The sequence below is a fragment of the Neokomagataea thailandica NBRC 106555 genome (assembly GCF_001598495.1).
Lineage (GTDB): Bacteria > Pseudomonadota > Alphaproteobacteria > Acetobacterales > Acetobacteraceae > Gluconobacter > Gluconobacter thailandicus_A.
In genome coordinates this window covers 1-18,982 of the sequence record NZ_BCZB01000005.1, presented here as the reverse complement: position 1 = coordinate 18,982, position 18,982 = coordinate 1, and the positions used below count along the sequence as shown (strand labels likewise).

Annotated in this window: 19 protein-coding genes; 16 read left to right on the top strand and 3 right to left on the bottom strand. The window is 54.2% G+C overall.

Annotated elements, in window-relative coordinates:
• Window positions 1–145: 145 nt before the first annotated feature.
• The 4 genes from NTH01S_RS11980 (at window position 146) to NTH01S_RS02865 (ending at window position 5,101) form a co-directional block, all read left to right on the top strand.
• Window positions 146–370, top strand: coding sequence for a transposase (locus NTH01S_RS11980; protein WP_218015968.1), 225 nt, complete (start codon window positions 146–148; stop codon window positions 368–370).
• 435 nt (window positions 371–805) lie between these two features.
• On the top strand, window positions 806–2,845 hold the full coding sequence (locus NTH01S_RS02875; protein WP_084366902.1) for an AsmA family protein: 2,040 nt from the start codon (window positions 806–808) through the stop codon (window positions 2,843–2,845).
• An 86-nt stretch (window positions 2,846–2,931) separates the two neighbouring features.
• The gene (locus tag NTH01S_RS02870) at window positions 2,932–4,263 is read left to right on the top strand and encodes an NCS2 family permease (RefSeq protein WP_068169184.1); all 1,332 of its coding nucleotides are present in this window, start codon (window positions 2,932–2,934) and stop codon (window positions 4,261–4,263) included.
• A 52-nt stretch (window positions 4,264–4,315) separates the two neighbouring features.
• Window positions 4,316–5,101 carry a hypothetical protein gene (locus tag NTH01S_RS02865; RefSeq protein WP_068169182.1) on the top strand — a complete coding sequence of 262 codons (786 nt, stop codon included), beginning with the start codon at window positions 4,316–4,318 and terminating at the stop codon, window positions 5,099–5,101.
• A gap of 84 nt (window positions 5,102–5,185) precedes the next feature.
• Here the strand turns inward: NTH01S_RS02865 and NTH01S_RS02860 are convergent, their stop codons facing one another.
• Window positions 5,186–5,665 carry a hypothetical protein gene (locus tag NTH01S_RS02860; protein WP_068169233.1) on the bottom strand — a complete coding sequence of 160 codons (480 nt, stop codon included), beginning with the start codon at window positions 5,663–5,665 and terminating at the stop codon, window positions 5,186–5,188.
• A 5-nt stretch (window positions 5,666–5,670) separates the two neighbouring features.
• Entirely contained in the window at window positions 5,671–6,015 is a 345-nt protein-coding gene (locus NTH01S_RS02855; protein WP_068169164.1) for a hypothetical protein, read from the bottom strand.
• Window positions 6,016–6,153: 138 nt separating this feature from the next.
• Between NTH01S_RS02855 and NTH01S_RS02850 the strand changes: the two genes are divergently transcribed.
• The 12 genes from NTH01S_RS02850 to NTH01S_RS02795 all read left to right on the top strand — a co-directional run bounded on the left by NTH01S_RS02850 (window position 6,154) and on the right by NTH01S_RS02795 (window position 18,150).
• Window positions 6,154–6,408 carry a sulfurtransferase TusA family protein gene (locus NTH01S_RS02850; RefSeq protein ID WP_068169161.1) on the top strand — a complete coding sequence of 85 codons (255 nt, stop codon included), beginning with the start codon at window positions 6,154–6,156 and terminating at the stop codon, window positions 6,406–6,408.
• A gap of 117 nt (window positions 6,409–6,525) precedes the next feature.
• Window positions 6,526–6,777: an exodeoxyribonuclease VII small subunit gene (locus tag NTH01S_RS02845; RefSeq protein WP_068169158.1), complete on the top strand. Its 252-nt coding sequence runs from the start codon at window positions 6,526–6,528 to the stop codon at window positions 6,775–6,777.
• Window positions 6,774–7,676, top strand: coding sequence for a polyprenyl synthetase family protein (locus tag NTH01S_RS02840; protein ID WP_068169154.1), 903 nt, complete (start codon window positions 6,774–6,776; stop codon window positions 7,674–7,676). The genes NTH01S_RS02845 and NTH01S_RS02840 overlap by 4 nt, the downstream gene beginning before the upstream one ends.
• 4 nt (window positions 7,677–7,680) lie before the next feature.
• A complete protein-coding gene (gene dxs, locus NTH01S_RS02835; protein ID WP_068169151.1) occupies window positions 7,681–9,666 on the top strand; it encodes a 1-deoxy-D-xylulose-5-phosphate synthase in 1,986 nt (661 codons plus the stop codon).
• 2 nt (window positions 9,667–9,668) lie between these two features.
• Entirely contained in the window at window positions 9,669–10,415 is a 747-nt protein-coding gene (locus NTH01S_RS02830) for a TlyA family RNA methyltransferase (protein ID WP_068169148.1), read from the top strand.
• 172 nt (window positions 10,416–10,587) lie between these two features.
• Window positions 10,588–12,723: a TonB-dependent siderophore receptor gene (locus NTH01S_RS02825; protein WP_068169145.1), complete on the top strand. Its 2,136-nt coding sequence runs from the start codon at window positions 10,588–10,590 to the stop codon at window positions 12,721–12,723.
• Window positions 12,692–12,994: a hypothetical protein gene (locus tag NTH01S_RS02820; RefSeq protein ID WP_157070840.1), complete on the top strand. Its 303-nt coding sequence runs from the start codon at window positions 12,692–12,694 to the stop codon at window positions 12,992–12,994. Before NTH01S_RS02825 ends, NTH01S_RS02820 begins: the two co-directional genes overlap by 32 nt.
• Window positions 12,994–14,451 carry a PepSY-associated TM helix domain-containing protein gene (locus NTH01S_RS02815; RefSeq protein WP_068169140.1) on the top strand — a complete coding sequence of 486 codons (1,458 nt, stop codon included), beginning with the start codon at window positions 12,994–12,996 and terminating at the stop codon, window positions 14,449–14,451. The genes NTH01S_RS02820 and NTH01S_RS02815 overlap by 1 nt, the downstream gene beginning before the upstream one ends.
• Window positions 14,448–14,729: a hypothetical protein gene (locus NTH01S_RS02810; RefSeq protein WP_068169138.1), complete on the top strand. Its 282-nt coding sequence runs from the start codon at window positions 14,448–14,450 to the stop codon at window positions 14,727–14,729. The genes NTH01S_RS02815 and NTH01S_RS02810 overlap by 4 nt, the downstream gene beginning before the upstream one ends.
• A gap of 137 nt (window positions 14,730–14,866) precedes the next feature.
• On the top strand, window positions 14,867–16,078 hold the full coding sequence (gene rlmN, locus NTH01S_RS02805; protein ID WP_068169134.1) for a 23S rRNA (adenine(2503)-C(2))-methyltransferase RlmN: 1,212 nt from the start codon (window positions 14,867–14,869) through the stop codon (window positions 16,076–16,078).
• A 312-nt stretch (window positions 16,079–16,390) separates the two neighbouring features.
• The gene (locus tag NTH01S_RS02800) at window positions 16,391–17,623 is read left to right on the top strand and encodes an argininosuccinate synthase (RefSeq protein ID WP_068169132.1); all 1,233 of its coding nucleotides are present in this window, start codon (window positions 16,391–16,393) and stop codon (window positions 17,621–17,623) included.
• Between the two features lie 20 nt (window positions 17,624–17,643).
• On the top strand, window positions 17,644–18,150 hold the full coding sequence (locus NTH01S_RS02795) for an FKBP-type peptidyl-prolyl cis-trans isomerase (RefSeq protein WP_068169129.1): 507 nt from the start codon (window positions 17,644–17,646) through the stop codon (window positions 18,148–18,150).
• 64 nt (window positions 18,151–18,214) lie between these two features.
• Here NTH01S_RS02795 and NTH01S_RS02790 read toward each other — a convergent pair whose 3' ends face one another.
• Complete coding sequence (locus tag NTH01S_RS02790; protein WP_068169230.1) at window positions 18,215–18,763, bottom strand: thymidine kinase; 549 nt, start codon at window positions 18,761–18,763, stop codon at window positions 18,215–18,217.
• Between the last annotated feature and the right edge of the window lie 219 nt (window positions 18,764–18,982).

The following is an 18,982-nucleotide window of genomic DNA, read 5'->3' as shown; positions in this document are numbered from 1 at the left end:
ACTCTAATTCTAGCGCCCCCCAAAAAAAGGCTCATATCATGTGCCAAAACGGATCAGATTAGGTCACGTTGACAAAAGGTCTATACGATCTACGTGCGTTCTGTTTCACTGACGCCCTCAATGAGGGCCGTATGGTGGAGCGGGCATGGCACGAGGAGATCTGACGGATCAGGAGTGGGCGATTATTGGTCCTCTTCTGCCTTCTGAGCGTAGACGTTGGGCCCGACCGTCCGGAGACAACCGCCGGTTTCTCAATGGTATGCTACATATTTTTCGCACAGGTTGCCCCTGGCGGGACCTGCATGATCGCTACAGCAAGTGGAACTCGGTTGATGTCCGGTTCCGGCGTTGGGCTGAACAGGGTGTCTGAATGCTCTTTTACAGCCCCTTGTAAATCTGGGACTGACCAATCATTGGCAGCATATGGTCGACAGTACTGTGGCCCGCGCCCACTCCCAGACCACGGGGGCAAAAGGGAGGCTCATTCAGAGGCTTTGGGTCGATCACGCGGCGGCTTTACGAGCAAAATCCATGCCCGGCGTGACAATCAGCAGCGCCCCGTGGATGAGCCATTAAAAATGCACGATAACCGTCTCTATCCTGCATATTAAAATGTGAAAAAAAACTGATGCTCAACACGACACGCACTTCATGTAAAAAATCACATGCCGACGCACTCTTTCTAACCACAATGCCCACCTAACCTTCCATGGAGAGCACCCAACCTGCGCATCTCTCCGCACTATTCTGCGTTAAACATCTACTCTTATTGTTTACTAAAAAATGCTGCACGGAGCAGGTACGTATGACAAGTTCATCGAACTCACCTCACGCCCCACACAAACGACGGCCCCTCCGTAAAATAATCGCCTATAGCGCCGCAAGCTTGGTGGGCGGCATACTATTGCTCGCTGCATTCTGGCAGTGGGACTGGTTCGTTCCGTTCGTTAACCGTACAGCAACCACCACCCTACACCGCCCCGTCCACATCGCCCATCTCCATGTCTCCCCCGGCCTTAAAACCAGCGTGACTGTAGAAGACCTCCATATCGGGCAACCAGAAGGCTTCGAGCATGAAAAACAAGACTTTGCTTCCGCACAGTCATTAACCGTTAAATTCGATATCTGGCGTTACCTCACCAAACAGGGTCTTTTCATTCCCGTCATACGTGTCGATACCCCACAAGGAGACATCGTCTCCCTCATGAATGGCCAAAATAACTACAGCTTCAAGAGTAGCCCATCCCAACGCACATCCCCTTCGGCCTCCCCCACAACCGCGCTACCCCATTTTAACGAAATCACTATTCATCACGCCGATATCCGCATTGCACTCGCCAAACTCAAAACCGATATGCACCTCCGCATCCACACGACAGAACCTGACGGCAAAACACCGGGTTCCATCACTCTGGATCTCAACGGCCGCTACGCAAGCGCCCCCATCACCGGCCACCTCGTCGGCGGTGCACTCCTCTCTCTCGCAAGCCACACCACGCCCTACCCCATTGATGGCAAACTCGAAAACGGGCCTACTTACATCACCCTACGCGGCACCGTTGATGACCCAACAGCCTTCAAGGGCACACATCTGGCCCTTCATTTCGCAGGGCCAGATATGGCACTCTTATACGCACTCACCGGTGTCCCCATTCCACACACACCGGCCTATAACGTCACCGGGAACCTCGGATATTCTCAGTCGTCCATTCGCTTTGAGCAGTTTGAAGGCCGCATGGGTTCATCCGATATCGGCGGGGACATCCATGTCGACCCGCACCAAAAACCCATTTACGTTGAATCCCATTTACACTCACGCAACGTAGATCTAGCGGATCTCGGCGGCTTTATCGGTGCCAAAACCGGCACCGCTCCGCCCGCCCCTAAAAACAGCACGGCAATCCTTCCTACGGATAAAATTGACGTTCCAAAACTTAACGCTGCCAATGCCTTGCTCACATATCACGGCAACCATATCGAAAATAAAAACTGGCCCTTGGACAATATTGATACGGCCTTCACGGTGCATAATGGCGCGATCACACTCGACCACCTCACCTTTGCCACCGCTACCGGCCATATCAGCGCCGCCGCCAAACTTGACCCCGCAACAGCACAACAATTCCATACACACGTGCAGCTTGACGTCTCACGCTTACCACTCTCACGCATCATGAAACCCTCAAGCATGTTCCAAGGTCAGGGCACCATAGGCGGGCACGTCACTCTCACCTCCACAGGCAACTCCGTCGCCACCCTCGTCGCCAATGGCAACGGCGGCATCACACTTGTTCTCGACCGAGGGGGCAACATCACCGCCCTCTTACCAGACCTACTCGGCCTCAAACTTGGCGCCGCCGTCCTCTCCGCTCTCGGCATCCCTGATCGTTCAAAATTAGATTGTCTCGTCGCCGATATGCCGCTTGAAAATGGCATTTTGAAAACACGCTCCCTGCTCTTACAAACAGGCACCACCCGCACCACCGGCAATGGCAGCATCAATTTCCGCAATGATACCCTAGATTACGCCATGACCACGCGCGCCGTGCACCCACAAATCTTATCCCTGCCCGGCGCAATTCATATCAGCGGCCCCATTGCTTCCCCCACCGTTCTGCCCGGTGCAGAACTGGTAGGCCGCGTTGCTGCCACCATCGGCCTTGGCATCCTCTTCCCACCCGCAGCACTCCTACCCACCATTCAGTTCGGTGTCGGTGAAGGCTCAGCCTGTGAACAAGCCCTCTCAAAAGCAGATAATCACCCAGCAGCAGGCATTGCACCCGGCACCACCACAAGCCCAGCGCCAAAACATGCACAGCACATGAGGCATAAACATCACTCTTAACGTTTCTAAAGAGCACCATCTATAGCGGTCAGAACTCTTTGCCCTATAATGCCCCAAACGCATTATTCCGCCGGAGTGCCCGACCGTTGTTCTCTTTCCTTGACCGTTGGTTCCATATCTCGGCCCGTGGTTCCACCATTCCGCGTGAGATCATCGCGGGCCTAACCATCTTTGGGGCTATGGCCTATATCGTCGCCGTAAACCCCATGATCCTCTCCGGAGCAGGTCTAGACCGGCACGATATGGTCATGACCACCATTGCGGGCGCCATCGCCGGCACACTTCTCATGGCACTATGGGCGCGCTTGCCAATTGCCCTTGCCCCCGCCATGAGCAGTAACGTTCTCTTCGCACAAATCATCGTTCAGCAAGCCCATGTGCGTCCCAGCACAGCGTTCACCGTCGTGCTGATGAGTGGCCTATGCTTCACAGCTCTCTCTGTCAGCCGCGTCCGACAGCGCATTATTCAAGGCTTCCCGCCCAGCATTGTTCTCGGCATCCAAATCGCACTCGGCGCATTTATCGCCCGCATCGGCCTCACGAGCGGTGGCATCGCGGCGCCCGGCCCTGAAGGGTTAAGCTTCGGCTCTCTCTCAGACCCATCCGTTCTGCTCTGCCTCTTTGGCGTCCTACTCTGCGCCCTTCTCACCGTCTTGCGTGTTCCTGCGGGCTTGCTCATCGGCATTATCGTGTTGACGGCACTCGGCCTCATCATAAAAGATAAGCACGGCCCTATTACGCACTTACCCACCCATATGATGGACTGGCCCCACTACCCAAGCCAAATGTTCCTTCCCTTCGATTTTCATGATTTTTGGAACAAAATCGCCCTTTTATTACCCATCACACTCTACTTCCTGATCAGCGATTTCTTTGACGCAACCGCCACCCTCATGAGTGTCGCACAACGCGCAGGCCTCACCCACGAAAATGGGAATAATAGCCTCGACCACCGCGCCTTCGCGTCCGATGGCGCCGCCAGTATTATCGGCGCAGGGCTCGGCACATGCACCGTTTCGGCCTATGTCGAAAGCCTCGCCGGGGTAGAAGCTGGTGGCCGTACAGGCCTCTGCGCGCTCATCGTAGCCGTTTTATTCGGCTTGGCCTCATTCTTCTGGCCCATTATCACCGCCATTCCCGCCATAGCCACAGCCCCCGTCTTAATCCTGGTTGGCCTCAGTATGCTTGGCGCCCTCAATCAACTCCCGACAGAGCCCGCCAAAGGCCTGCCCCCCATGATCATGCTGCTCATTGCCGCTATCACTGGCAATTTTATGCTCAGCCTAACATGCGGCCTGCTGCTCTATACCGGCATTGCCCTCGCCCAGCGTGAGTTCAAACGCCTCACCCCCATCGTGCTTGGCCTCGATGCCGCCTTCGTCTTTTATATGATCTTACAATCTCATATTGGCGGTTAAAATACCCGGCCTTTAACGCCTTTTTAAAAGTATTGGGGGCATACTCATCCTTATGAGCACCAGCCCCCATATCTTCATCGCCACACCCTGCTTCGGTGGAAATGTAAGCCAAACATATATGCAATCCGTCTTTGATTGCATGGCCAAAGCCGCTCAGCACAATGTGTCTTTTACTCTCTCCACATTAGGAAGTGACGCCCTCATCACCCGTGCACGTAATACTCTGTTGCACCAATTCCTCACTGCGAGTGACGCCACACACCTTCTTTTCATTGACAGTGATATCGGCTTTACAATCAACGATATCGTAGCCCTTCTTAAAGCCGAAAAAGACGCAATCGGCGGAGCTTATCCGCTCAAATCTCATTACTGGGACCACAACACCGAACGTTTTTTACGCGCGGGCGAACATCCACACACCGCCAGCCTTCGCTACGTTGGAGATTGCGCCGCACTGTATGACAGCCCAACTGCTCCACCGGAAACCATCACTCCCGTTTCCTACGTCGGCACCGGCTTTATGCTGCTCACACGCACCATGCTGCTCGATATGATCAAAGCCTACCCAGAAACACGCTACACACGCATAGACGCACAACACACCCATAACCCACATGGGCCACAACACCACCAAAACGATGCCTACGCACTGTTTGACTGCCTTATCTCTCCCGATAACGGCACCTATCTCTCAGAAGACTTCACCTTTTGTCATCGCTGGAACGCAATAGGCGGGACATTCTGGCTCCATCGCGGCCTTGCCCTGAGCCATACTGGCCCAGCGACATTCCAAGGCTCCCCCATCACACGCACACTCCCTCTCGTGGGACTGCCATGATCTGGTCACAATAATTGTTTTATAGAGGCGTGGCGATGTCGGGAGCGTGATGCAAAACCAATCCCCGACATCGCTCTTATACCCTCAAGCTTTAATAGCCGCTTGGAACAACGCTACATTCGCTTGCGCATCTGCCGCCCCAAGGCATGTGTTATACCATACTTTATGGTACCGACTCAGCGCCTGCGGGTCACTCACACTCGGCAACGCATCACGCGCACGAAAATAACGAGTACGCGCCATCGCACAAGCATACCGCAAATTACTCACTAATTGCTGACATCTCGGCTGATCTTGCGCCAACATGCCTTCGAGAATAACCGCGTAATGCCGCGCTCCCGAATACCGTAAATAATTATTCCAACAGTCATCATGCGTTGCAGGCTCCATCTGCCACAAACCCAACGCCGGCCCGCCACCAACCTGCTTTAAATACGCACCACGGCTCTCCACCAAAGCCGTACCCGCCAATAAATTCACCGCGACATCCCCACCCAGCCCTAAATCCGCAAGGCTAGGCTCAATGATACATTGCTTCAGCTGCGTTAAATTGACACCACTCAACATGCTCATCGCGTCCCCAAAGAAAAGGCAAAATGAACCACACCCGTCCCCAAAATAGACGTGATTAACGTAACCAGCCCTGTCAAAACCGCACGCCCTCCAATTAATCGGTCTAATTTTTCATTCACAAGTCTGTGACCTTCCTCCATCTTGGTCTCCAGATTTTTCATTTGATCTCGTAAAAACGAAATTTCCTGCCGCGTCTCCACACGTAATTGCTCATGCCGATCCGACAAACCACTTGCCACAGTCTCCAGCCGCAGCACCCGATCTTCCAGCATACGCAACGTATAAGCACGCCCTTCACCCCCCTCATCACGCTCCAGCATCATCGCCCCCATCTCTGCCATGGCCCCTCCAGTCCAAAAAAAAAGCGCCCCCGGAGGAGCGCTTTGTGGCATTAAGCCATAACACTAGACAAAAATGCACGAAACCACAATCAAATTCGCATCTTGGCCTTCCCGGCAGAACAAAGCATAAAGGCAATCATGAGTACTCCCCCGAGTGAGCCCCTGTTGGATGTATGCGGCCTTAATTGCCCCATGCCCGTTCTCAAAGCGAACCGTGCGCTTAAGACTCTTCCAGCCGGAACACGCTTACGCGTTCTGGCCACAGATCCAGCCTCCGTCGCTGATTTTCAGGCATTTTGTCGTGAAACAGGACACGCCCTCGTCGCGTTCTCTGAAAGCAGCGGAAAGTTCTCCTTTGTCATCCGGAAACGTGAAGATCCTTCTCAAGGCTGACCTTCTTGCAACAAAACCCCATCAAAATCGCTGTGGGGCTGGCAAAAACCGTCCACAAACGGTAATCCCTCGCTACCTTCATCCACTTCCGCCCTTGAGCACGTCTTGGGAGTTACCATGTCCGCCCCCGTCACCACCCTATCGTTTGAAGATGCCCTCTCCGAACTGGAACGCATCGTGCGCGGTCTGGAAGGCGGCCAACTTAAGCTCGAAGACGCAATCGCTGCTTACGAGCGCGGCTCGGAGCTGCGCCGCCATTGTGATTCTAAACTCGGTGAAGCGGAAATGCGCGTACGCGCAATTGTCCAGAAAAATAACGGCACGACCGGCACTGAAGCGCTGGCCGACAACCACGAGATTGGCCAATGAGCACCTCTAACAATACATCCCTAAAATCTGCTCTCGCCCAAGCCTGCACAGAAATCGAAAGCACCATCGATACCCTGCTGCCCATGGTCCCCGGCGATGAATCCGTCCTGCTGGAAGCCATGCGCTACGCAGCCCTCGGCGGTGGCAAGCGTCTGCGCGGCTTTCTGGCTGTAGAAGTCGCCTCCCTCTTCGGTGCCGACCATCAAGCCGCGCTGCGCGTAGCAGCCTCCGTCGAGTTCCTCCACGCCTATTCTCTCGTCCATGATGACCTCCCGTCCATGGATGATGATGATCTGCGCCGTGGCCGCCCTTCAACGCACCGTCAGTTTGATGAAGCCATCGCCATTCTTGCCGGTGATGCGCTCCAAACACGCGCTTTTGAAGTTCTGGTAGAGCCTGAGACCAGCGCCGATGCCACCATCCGCGCAGAACTGACATTGGCTCTCGCACGCGCATCTGGCGCGGCTGGCATGGTCGGCGGTCAAGTCATCGATATTCGTGGTGAGGGCCGCGCCCTGCCACTGGATCAGGTCCGCCGCTTGCACGCGCTCAAAACGGGCGCTCTGATCCGCTACGCAGCCGAAGCCGGCGCCATCTTGGCAGGCATCACAGATAAACGCCGTGACGCCATCGTCACCTATGGCCTACGCCTCGGCACAGCCTTCCAAGTCGCCGATGATGTGCTGGACGCAACCGCCAGCGCAGAAGAACTCGGCAAAACGGCTGGCAAGGACGAAGCAAGCGGCAAATCAACTTACGTCTCTCTGCTTGGCATTGACGGCGCACGTGCAGAAGCACGCCGCCTGAGCGATGAAGCACGAGAGGCCCTTTCATCTTTTGGCGCACAGGCAGAGGCTCTCCGGGCCTTGGCGGATTACGTCGTCGAGCGCAGGAGCTGAGTTCATGAACGATACAAAAACAACACCACCGACCTTCGGCCGTTACCCGATCCTTGATCGCGTTAACCTCCCGTCCGACATGCGCAACCTGTCCGTTGACCAACTCCGTCAACTCGCAGACGAACTCCGCTCCGAGACGGTTGACGCAGTCTCCACAACAGGCGGTCACCTGGGCGCGTCGCTCGGCGTGGTTGAACTCACCGTCGCCCTGCACTCCGTCTTCAATACACCGGATGACCGGATCATCTGGGATGTCGGCCATCAAGCCTACCCCCATAAAATCCTGACCGGCCGCCGCGACCGCATCCGCACCCTGCGTAAGCCACACGGCCTCTCCGGCTTCACACGCCGCGCAGAAAGCGAATACGACCCATTCGGCGCAGCGCACTCCTCGACCTCTATCTCAGCCGGCCTCGGCATGGCCGTAGCGCACCACCTGCGTGCGGAAGAAGACCCCAGCTATAACGAGCGCAACGTCATCGCCGTGATCGGTGATGGCTCCATTTCGGCTGGCATGGCGTATGAAGCCATGAACAACGCCGCTGTTGCTGGCCCCGGTGCAAACCGCCTCATCGTCGTATTGAACGACAATGAGATGTCGATTGCACCGCCCGTCGGCTCCATGTCCAACTACCTGTCACGCCTTCTGACGTCCCGTCAGTTCTTCAACCTACGTGATCTGGCTGGCAAATTTGCAAAACGCCTGCCAAACAAGATTGAGCGCACCGCCAAGCGCGCCGAAGAATACGCACGGGGCATCATCACCGGCGGCACCCTGTTCGAGGAGCTCGGCTTTTACTACATCGGCCCCGTCAACGGGCACGACATGAACCAACTGGTGCCCATCCTGCGCAACCTGCGCGATGCGGATGACCAAGGCCCCATCCTGCTGCACATCCAAACGGAAAAAGGCCACGGCTACAAACCCGCCGAATCCGCTGGTGATAAATACCACGCCGTCAGCAAGTTCAACGTCGCCACGGGTGAGCAAAGCAAGGCCCCAGCAGGCCCACCAAGCTACACCTCTATCTTTAGCCGTGAGCTTATGCGCCGTGCGGAAACCGATGATCGCCTGATCACCGTCACCGCTGCCATGCCCTCCGGTACCGGCCTCAACGCCTTTGCTAAAAAGCACCCAGACCGCTTCTTTGACGTCGGCATTGCAGAGCAGCATGCCGTGACCTTTGCTGCTGGTATCGCCAGCGAAGGCTTGCGCCCAATCTGCGCCATTTATTCAACCTTCTTGCAACGCGCCTATGATCAGGTCGTGCATGACGTCGCACTACAAAACCTCCCAGTTCGCTTCGCTATTGACCGCGCAGGCCTCGTCGGAGCGGATGGCGCAACACATGCCGGTTCTTTTGACCTGAACTACCTGTGCTGCCTGCCCAATATGGTCGTTATGGCGCCATCTGATGAAGTCGAGTTGCTACACGCCACCGCAACAGCTTGCGAATATGATGACGGCCCGATTGCCTTCCGCTACCCACGCGGTAGCGGTGAAGGTCTGGACCTGCCCGAGACGGGTGAGGTCCTACCCATCGGTAAAGGCCGCATCGTACGTGAGAGCACACACACCCCAGATAGCAAATCTGGCGTTGCCATTCTCTCCCTCGGCCCACGCCTGAACGAATCTCTACGCGCTGCTGATGAACTTGCCGCACAAGGTCTGTCCGTCACGGTTGCAGATGCACGCTTTGCAAAGCCAATCGACACCGATCTGGTCGAAACACTGGCAAAGCGCCATGATGTTTTCATCACCTTGGAAGAAGGCGCCATTGGCGGCTTCAGCAGCTTGGTCGTGCAACATCTGGCAGAGACCGGCCTGCTCGATCAGGTGAAGTTCCGCCCCATGGCTTTCCCTGACAAGTACATCGATCACAACACACCAGAGGCTCAGTACGAAGAAGCGGGCCTCACCGCACCACACATCGTCAAGAGCGCTCTTTCGGCACTCAAAAACGTCAATAGTGCTGAGAAAACTGCTTAATCATGGCAAAACGACGCGTCGATCAACTCCTCGTAGACCGCGGTCTGGTTGAAAGCCGGACCCGCGCTCAAGCCCTCATTATGGCTGGGCTGGCCTATTCAGGTGATCGACGCATCGCCAAAGCTGGGGACCAACTCCCCGAGGATGCTCCCCTGTCCCTCAAAGGGCAGGACCACCCTTGGGTCTCCCGCGGCGGCCTTAAACTCATCCACGGCATTGAACATTTTGGCTTCAACCCTGAGGGACGCATCGCCGTTGATGTCGGCGCATCCACAGGCGGCTTTACCGATGTGCTGCTGACCAATGGCGCACAAAAAGTGTACGCCGTTGACGTCGGCCACGGACAACTCGCGTGGAAAATCCGTTCCGATGAACGCGTCATCGTCATGGAAAAAACCAACGCCCGCGCACTAACGGCTGAACACATCCCTGACCCTATTGGGGTTGTTGTCTGCGATGCCAGTTTTATCAGCCTAAAAACCGTTCTCCCTGCGGCTCTCGCCTTAACAACTGAGGACGCATGGGCCATTGCCCTCATCAAACCACAGTTTGAAGCCGGCCGCGCAGAAGTTGGTGCTAAAGGCGTCGTGCGTGACCCCCTCGTGCATGAACGTGTCTGCTCCGAAATTCAAGAATGGTTCAATGCTCAGCTCGGGTGGACCGTCATTGGCATTGAACGAAGCCCCATCACCGGACCTGAAGGCAATGTCGAATTCCTCATCGCCGCTCGCCGTACTACGGAAAACTAGCATAGCACTCCGTGCTATCCGTCAAATTTCACAGGCAAAATAATTACGAAATAACAATCAAATAAATTTTATATTTTTCCTCTCTCACCCCCAAAAGTATCATTTTCTAATTGCGAATAATTATCATTAAAGGTATTAGGGGCCAAATTCGTATGAAATTGGACCTACCACCATGCTCAACCGCCTGAGTTACAGACAAATTGCCCTCACCGGCGTTGCTGCCCTAAGCCTACACACAACAACCGCACACGCACAAAACGCAACGTCCTCAACCAGCACACAACAACCCGCAGTTGAAAAGCTTGTTGTACATGGCCGCAAACCCGCAACCGTAGCCGCCTCCGCAACAAAATCTGACACCCCAATTGTCAATACCGCCCAGTCCGTCAGCGTCATTACCCGCAATGAAATGGACATCCGAGGCGTTTTGAACCTCAACCAAGCTATTCGCTACATCGCAGGTGTCACGCCAGACCAACGCGGCGGCTCTGTCACCCGTTACGACATGTTCGCCCTACGCGGCTTCACCGTGCCAACATTCCTCGACGGCCTAAAACTGCAATCAAGCCCAACAGGATTCGCCACCGCACAAACCGACACGTCCCGCTTGGAACGTGTTGAAGTCCTCAAAGGACCATCCTCCGCACTTTATGGCCAATCAAGCCCCGGTGGCCTCGTTGCACTCTCTAGCAAACTTCCATTGGACCAGCGCAATTACGGCAGCCTCAACGCCACCGGGGGAAGCTTCGACCTCTGGCGCATCGACGCAGATCAGGGCGGCTACGCCAACGCAGATGGTACTGTGCGCTACCGCATTTATGGCACAGCCAATGGTCAACACAGCCAATTATCCGAAACGGCAAGTAAGCGCTTCTCCATCAGTCCCGCCGTCATGATTGGCGGCAATGGCCCCACAACCTTGACGCTACTTGGGAACTACCAATACGATCCAAACAACTCATCCTATGGATCACAACCATACCTCGGCACCATGAAACGAGCCTCTTTCGGGTACCTACCGCGGAGCTTCTACGATGGTGATCTCGGATATGAGCAGTTCAAGCGCTACCAAGGCGCACTCACTTATATTTTCACACAACGCATTAATGATGCGTGGAGCTTCACATCCCGCGGTCGTTACGACAACGTGCGTACATTATACGAAAGCGTTTACGGTACCGGCACCTACAGCTCACCAACCTTACTCAGTCGCGGGGCCATCTACTCGCGTGAGCGCCTCCAAAACCTCGCATTTGACAACCAATTGCACGGCCACCTCGCCACCGGCGCACTCCATCATGACATCATGACTGGCTTTGACTACCAACAAAGCCAAGCAACCGAGACCGTAGGCTTCGGTGCCGCACCAGATTTGGATGTCCTACACCCCAATTACCACCAAACTATACCGACCATCACAGCGCGCTATGATTACCTGACCAAACCACAACAATACGGTGTGTACGGCCAAGACCAAATCACAGTTGGTCGGCATCTCTTCCTCACCGGCGCCATCCGCAATGACTGGTACCACAGCACTGCCTACGCCTCAGGCACACGCGCAGAACAAAACCCTCAGCAAATCACTTGGCGCGCATCCGCCCTGTATCATTTTGACTTCGGGCTTTCGCCATATATCTCGTATTCGACATCCTTCGAGCCACAAAGCGGCCTCGTACAATCTGGCAGTACAGCCCGACAAGCAGATCCATCACTCGGCAAACAACTCGAAGGCGGCGCGAAATACCAGATCCCCGGCACCCCCGTCTTACTCACGGCTACTGGCTTCCATATCGAGCAGACCAATGTGCTCGTACCTGTAGGAAACCTCGGCTACAACACACAAAGCGGCAAAGTACATTCCGACGGCTTTGAACTCGAAGCCCATGCAGACATGTACAAAGGCATCATGCTGGATGCTTCATTCAGCTCACAACATGTCCATGATGACAGCACAGGCAAACCCCTCGTGCAATCAAGCCGTGGCAATGCCTCCCTCTTTGCCTTTTACAGCATCCCCCAAGGCTACCTCTCCGGGGCAGGCCTTGGCTTCGGCATACGCCATATGATGGGAACATATGGTGGTGTCTCCAGCAACTATGGCGACGTCAACGTCCCCAATTATACCGTGTTTGACGCCTCCGCCCGTTATGACCTCGGCCGGGCAACACCTGCCCTCAAAGGCTGGAACCTCTCAGCCAGTGTCCGCAACTTGTTTGACAAACACTTTGTCGCAAGCTGCTATTCTGACTGGTGCTGGTATGGTGAGCGCCGCAATGCACAAGCGAGTGTTGGCTATAGCTGGTAAAGCCACACACCGCCGCATCTTGCACGCCGCCTTGGCTGCCATCATGGGATACGTGGTGGCAACCGGGATCGCTGCAATCTGCGCTGCATTACTTCCTCTAGATGGGCCACAGCGCGCACTCAGCGGAATGTTTGCGGGATTCATTGCATGGCCGTGCACCACCATAGCAGGGTTCGGCCTCACGCGTGACATCCCCCAACTCCTCAAACGCGGCCTTGCCCCCATGACCCTTTTACTTATTGCCGCATTTCTTTTGGGGTGGCGTTTATAATGAACGATTTTCGGTCCGCCATGGCACGCCTCCATGAATGGGGCGGCTTCCTCATTGGGTGGTTTGTCTTCGCGATTGCACTCTCAGGCTCTCTCGCCGTGTTCCGTCCCGAGATTAGCCAATGGATGCGCCCAGAATTAACGGACATAAAGTCAGACCCTCTGCACGCCACAGAAGCAGGCATTGCTTGGCTGCAAACCCATGCGGCCTCTGCCCCCGCATGGTATTTAACCATTACAGAAAAACGTGCCCCTTATATTGAAGCACTCTATTTTAACGGCACACGCTACGTAGAGCGCGCCCTAGACCCCATGACGGGCTCCCCCGATACAATCCGAGACACAATGGGAGGAGATTTCTTCTACCGTTTCCATTTTGAACTACAGCTGCCACACCCTTTTGGGCGCCTTATATCTGCATCCTGCGGTCTTGCGATTGTCTTAGCGCTCATAACCGGCGTTATCATTCACAAAAGAATATTCGCCGATTTTTTCACGCTACGATTTTACAAAGGCCAGAGAAGCTGGCTCGACTTCCATAATATAACGAGTGTTGTGGCACTTCCATTCCACTTTATCATCGCATTTTCAGGGGCCGTCACACTTTGGGCCCAAATATTACCCGCAAGCCTTCTGACTGTTTATCCACATAACATAATGAAATATTATGCGGATCTTGACCCCGTTACAAAGCCATTACCACCAAAACATCACAAAGCTCCCCTCGCACCAATTGTCCCCATGCTCCAAGAAGCCGAAAAACGTTTTGGCCCTGATGGTATCGCACAAGTTTTAATTTATAATCCCAATGACTCAGCCAGCATCGTGATCATCAAAAGTGGCAATGGACAGCATATTGGCTACGACACTCACACGTTACGCTTTAGCGGAAATAACGGCCAAATCATTCTCGAACAACAAGAAAAACGTCCGATTGTTCGCGCTTTTTCTCTAATATATGGCTTACATATCGCCCGGTTTTCTAATTTTTTAACGCGCTGGTTCTATTTTTTCTCTGGCATATTACTTGCATTAGCGACAGCAAGCGGCCTTCATCTCTGGGTTATCCGTAAAAAACGCACCCAAAAAGACAGTTTTTCTTTTAAGGTGGTTGAACGATTGAACATCGCAATCCTCATCGGCCTGCCCATTTCGTTTGCACTATTTTTTGTCGCAAACCGTTTAATCCCACTCCACCCTCATACTCTATTCACACTGTCACGCTCAGATATGGAAATTGATACGGTCTTTTTATCGCTGTTTCTTTTTATGGCTCTTTGCTTTTTCATGGAAACCACTCAATCTAAAAAAATACTCTCTCTCATCGGCTGCATATCTTTTATTTCTATAATAATTGGAAATAATTTAGATAATATAATTAACTTCTCCACATCATGCGTCTCATTATTATTTTTTATCACATATGTTTTTATTTATAAAAGTGTACGCTCATCATGATTGAAATACTTTCTGACATTATAACCTCTTTTCTTTTCTCCTCTGCCTCATACCGTGGAGAAAAGATATTACGATTACACAAAAAACAATGCCTCTTACTGCGCTACGCTGCTTGGCCAGCACTTTTTACAAGCCTCGCCCTCCATATTGAGCACGAAAAAAATATTGGCTTTGCTCTTGTCTGCTGGTGCCTAGGCACCAGCCTGGCCCTTGCCATGAGCGGCGCTCTATTAGCATGCTGGGAAGCCTTCAAAAAACCTACGAAAACAAAATATTAGTATAAATATCTCCCCCCAAATCAGCCCCCACTCCTCTCGCCACGAAAACCCTCACCTCCAACACACACGAATTAATAAACGCATACACACTTTTCTTTTGCAAAAAGCCCCCCCGCCCATGCTATGGCTCCCTCACCATGACCACCTTAATTCATCCAGATACCCTGCCGCGCATTAACTCAACCGCAGCAGATGCCCTTAATGATGCCGAACGTGACCGCATCCGTGCGAAATCAGCCATGTTCGCTCCCCCTGAAGCGCGCCTCGCTGATGGCCGCCGGGACCTTGTCGGCTTATCGCGCGAAGAACTCGCAGCCGTAATGACCGATATCGGTGAAAAAGCATTCCGGGCAAAGCAGGTCTGGCACTGGATTTATCACCAAGGCGTCACCGACTTCACGCAGATGAGCACCATCGCCAAACCCCTGCAAGCCAAGCTGGCGGAACATTTCATCGTCGGCCGCCCCACCACAGCAACCGAGCAAACCTCCGTCGATTCAACGCGCAAATTTCTCTTTCGCTTCCGCGACGGGCAAGAGGCCGAAACAGTTTATATTCCAGACCGCAAAGAAGATCGCGGCGCTGTCTGCATTTCCTCACAGGTCGGCTGCACCCTCTCCTGCACCTTCTGCCACACAGGCACACAAAAACTCGTCCGTAATTTAGGCCCGGCCGAAATTGTCGGCCAATTCATGGCGGCCCGCGATAGCTATAAAGAATGGCCGAGCCCCAGCGCCGATATGCCACGCCACCTTTCCACCATTGTCCTGATGGGCATGGGCGAGCCACTGTATAATTACGACAATATCGCCAAAGCCATGAAAATCATCATGGATGGTGAAGGCATCGCTCTCTCCCGCCGCCGCATTACACTCTCCACATCTGGCGTTGTCCCAATGATGGATCAGTGCGGTGATGAATTGGGCATTAACCTCGCCATCTCACTTCACGCTGTCACCAATGAATTGCGCGACCAAATCGTACCGCTCAACCGCAAATATCCGATCGAAGAGCTCATCGCGGCTTGCCGCCGCTACCCAGCGGCATCTAACTCACGGCGTATCACCTTCGAATACATCATGCTGCGTGACGTCAATGACAGCGACGCCGATGCCCGCGAACTCGTACGACTCATCAAAGATCTGCCCGCCAAAGTGAACCTCATACCGTTCAACCCATGGCCCGGATCTGAATTCCAACCCTCCACCCGCAACCGCCTCAACAGCTTTGCAAAAATTGTGATGGATGCAGGCTTCTCATCCCCCATCCGCACACCACGCGGGCAAGACATCCTCGCAGCCTGCGGGCAGCTCAAAACGGAAAGCGAGCGCTTGCGCAGCAACCACTAAACGCCCCGACACACACTCTGTTTTTTGAAAACATAACCTCCCTCAACCCGTCGTTGAGGGAGCGCCAGCCTCACTAGGCCCCGCTCAAAGAACGGCGTAGAACATACGAGTAGGGCCTCCTGGGAACCCTACATAGCACGCCTTGGCAGGTCGTTACGGCGAGGAGAATATTACCGTGTCACCGTATGCTCTACTCCTCCCCCTAACAAACGCGATACCCCAGCACAATACCCGCAAAGCAGTTCCCCTATTGGAAAAGCAGTGCTAGAAGACAAAGCCTGACTGTATCAACACCATAAGGACCACGCCACGATGACTGCCCACCAGGACGTCAAGAAAGTCGTACTCGCCTATTCCGGCGGACTGGACACCTCCGTCATCCTGCGCTGGCTGCAGAAGACTTATAATTGTGAAGTCGTGACCTTTACGGCCGATCTCGGCCAAGGCGAAGAGCTGGAACCAGCCCGCAAAAAGGCCGAAATGTTCGGCGTCAAGGAAATCTTCGTCGAAGACCTTCGCGAAACCTTCGTCAAAGACTACGTGTTCCCAATGTTCCGCGCCAATACGGTCTATGAAGGCCAATATCTGCTCGGCACGTCCATCGCACGTCCGCTCATCGCACAGCGCCAGATCGAGATTGCTGAAGCCGTTGGTGCTGACGCCGTAGCCCATGGTGCAACTGGCAAGGGCAATGACCAAGTCCGTTTTGAGCTCGGCTATTACGCCCTGAAACCAGACGTAAAGGTCATTTCCCCTTGGCGCGAATGGGATCTGACATCTCGCACTAAGCTGCTGTCTTTCGCCGAAGAAAACCAAATCCCCGTCACCAAAGACAAGCGCGGCGAAGCACCATTCTCCGTTGATGCCAACCTGCTGCATTCCTCTTCCGAAGGTAAACTTCTCGAAGACCCGGCCGTCGCACCGGATGAGATCGTGTTCCAGCGCACCATCTCCCCTGAAGCAGCACCAGACAAGCCCACTGAAATCACGATCGACTTCGTTCATGGTGATGCAACTGCCATTAACGGCGTAGAAATGACGCCAGCAACCATTCTCACACGCCTGAATGAACTCGGCCGTGACAATGGTATTGGTCGCCTAGACATCGTCGAAAACCGTTTTGTCGGCATGAAGTCACGCGGTATTTACGAAACACCGGGCGGTACAATCCTGCTCGCAGCTCACCGCGCGATCGAAAGCATCACGCTGGACCGTGAAGCCGCTCACCTTAAAGACAGCATCATGCCGCGCTATGCAGAGCTGATCTATAACGGCTTCTGGTTCTCCCCAGAGCGCCGCATGCTGCAAGCCCTCATCGACACCAGCCAGCATTCCGTCACTGGCCGTGTCCGCATGAAACTCTACAAGGGCAATGTCGTCTGCGTCGGCCGTGAAAGCCCGAACAGCCTGTATGATGCACGCGTCGTGACATTTGAAGATGACGAAGGCGCTTACAACCAACAAGACGCACTCGGCTTCATCAAGCTTAACGCTCTGCGCCTCCGCCTTGGTGGTCAAATCGGCCGCCGTGGTGGCGCTCTCTGAGACGACGCAAGGACCACACCATGATCCGCGCTACACGCTCGCTCTTCGCGCCTCTTCTGCTTGCTCTGGGCATATCCGCCCTCGGCGGCTGTGCCCATCATGATGATGTTGATGAGGGCCCAGCCTTAACGCCAGAGCAATTCATGCAGCAAGTCTACGCTAAACCGGGCGTACAAAAACTCCCGGACGGCCTAGCCTATAAAGTGCTGCGCTCCGGCCCGAAGGACGGTGATAGCCCGCATCGCGGCTCTATGGTCATGGTGATATACGAAGGTCGCCTACCTGATGGCGGCATTTTTGACAGCTCCGATATGCATAATAACGGCGCTTACTCAGAAATGCCGCTTGATGGCTTGGTCCAAGGCTGGATTGAAGCCCTGCCTATGATGCATGTCGGTGACGAATGGATGCTGTACCTGCCGCCCAAACTGGCTTACGGCCCACGCCACCCCGGCATCATCCCACCCAATAGCCCACTCATCTTTAAGATCCACCTTTTAGGTGTTGGCGGCGGCGGGCAGCAATAATGCACACGATATGTTTCTGAGTAGAACCTCACCGTCTCTCAGAAACATATTTTTTACCTTCCGTTTATTCTGGCAGATGCCAGTGCGCTTCACACAACGCTTGGTACAACTCACTATCGCCCGTTTCTAAGAGCTGGCCAGTATCACGGATCTTAGCCGTCCAACGGGCCGTGTCACCACAAATATGGCACCAAGCGGCCAAGGCATGCACTTCATCCGCATGCTTCGCCAAGGCTGCGACGATTGGGAAATCTTCTTTCCGATAATCCGTATTCAACCCACCAACAATAACTGTCATCCCACACGCACGAGCCGCCAGAAGTTCCTCCACAATATCTCCTTCATAATGAGGAGACACCATGAACTGCGCCTCATCCAACACAATAGCCTCATACTCTTCGATATCCTGCGGCCATGATGCTACCGAGCGTGCCGCCAAAGACAGACCATTGCGGCTGGCAATTTCAGCACCACTCCGCGTATCAAAGGCTGGTTTCAGAACGAGCACCTTCTCCAACGGGCATGGTGCAGCATGCGCAGCAGCAATCAAATGCGCTGATTTACCTGAAAACATCGGGCCAACATAAAGGACCAGCCGTCCTGAACGACACATAAGCATTCCTTTCTCACGCCCCATCAGCCTGATCTTGACAGTTTTGTCACCCCCTGCCCTTGATGAAACCCACCTGAAAATGCGAGAAAAAACGCCAGAAACACGAAAGGCCTTCTTCTCCGTGATGCGTACCGGCCCTCTTTCCATCTGCCGTGGTCTACTTTGTGGACTCGTCTTACTCACCAGCCTCTCTGCCTGCGGGCGCAAAGGCCCCGGTGC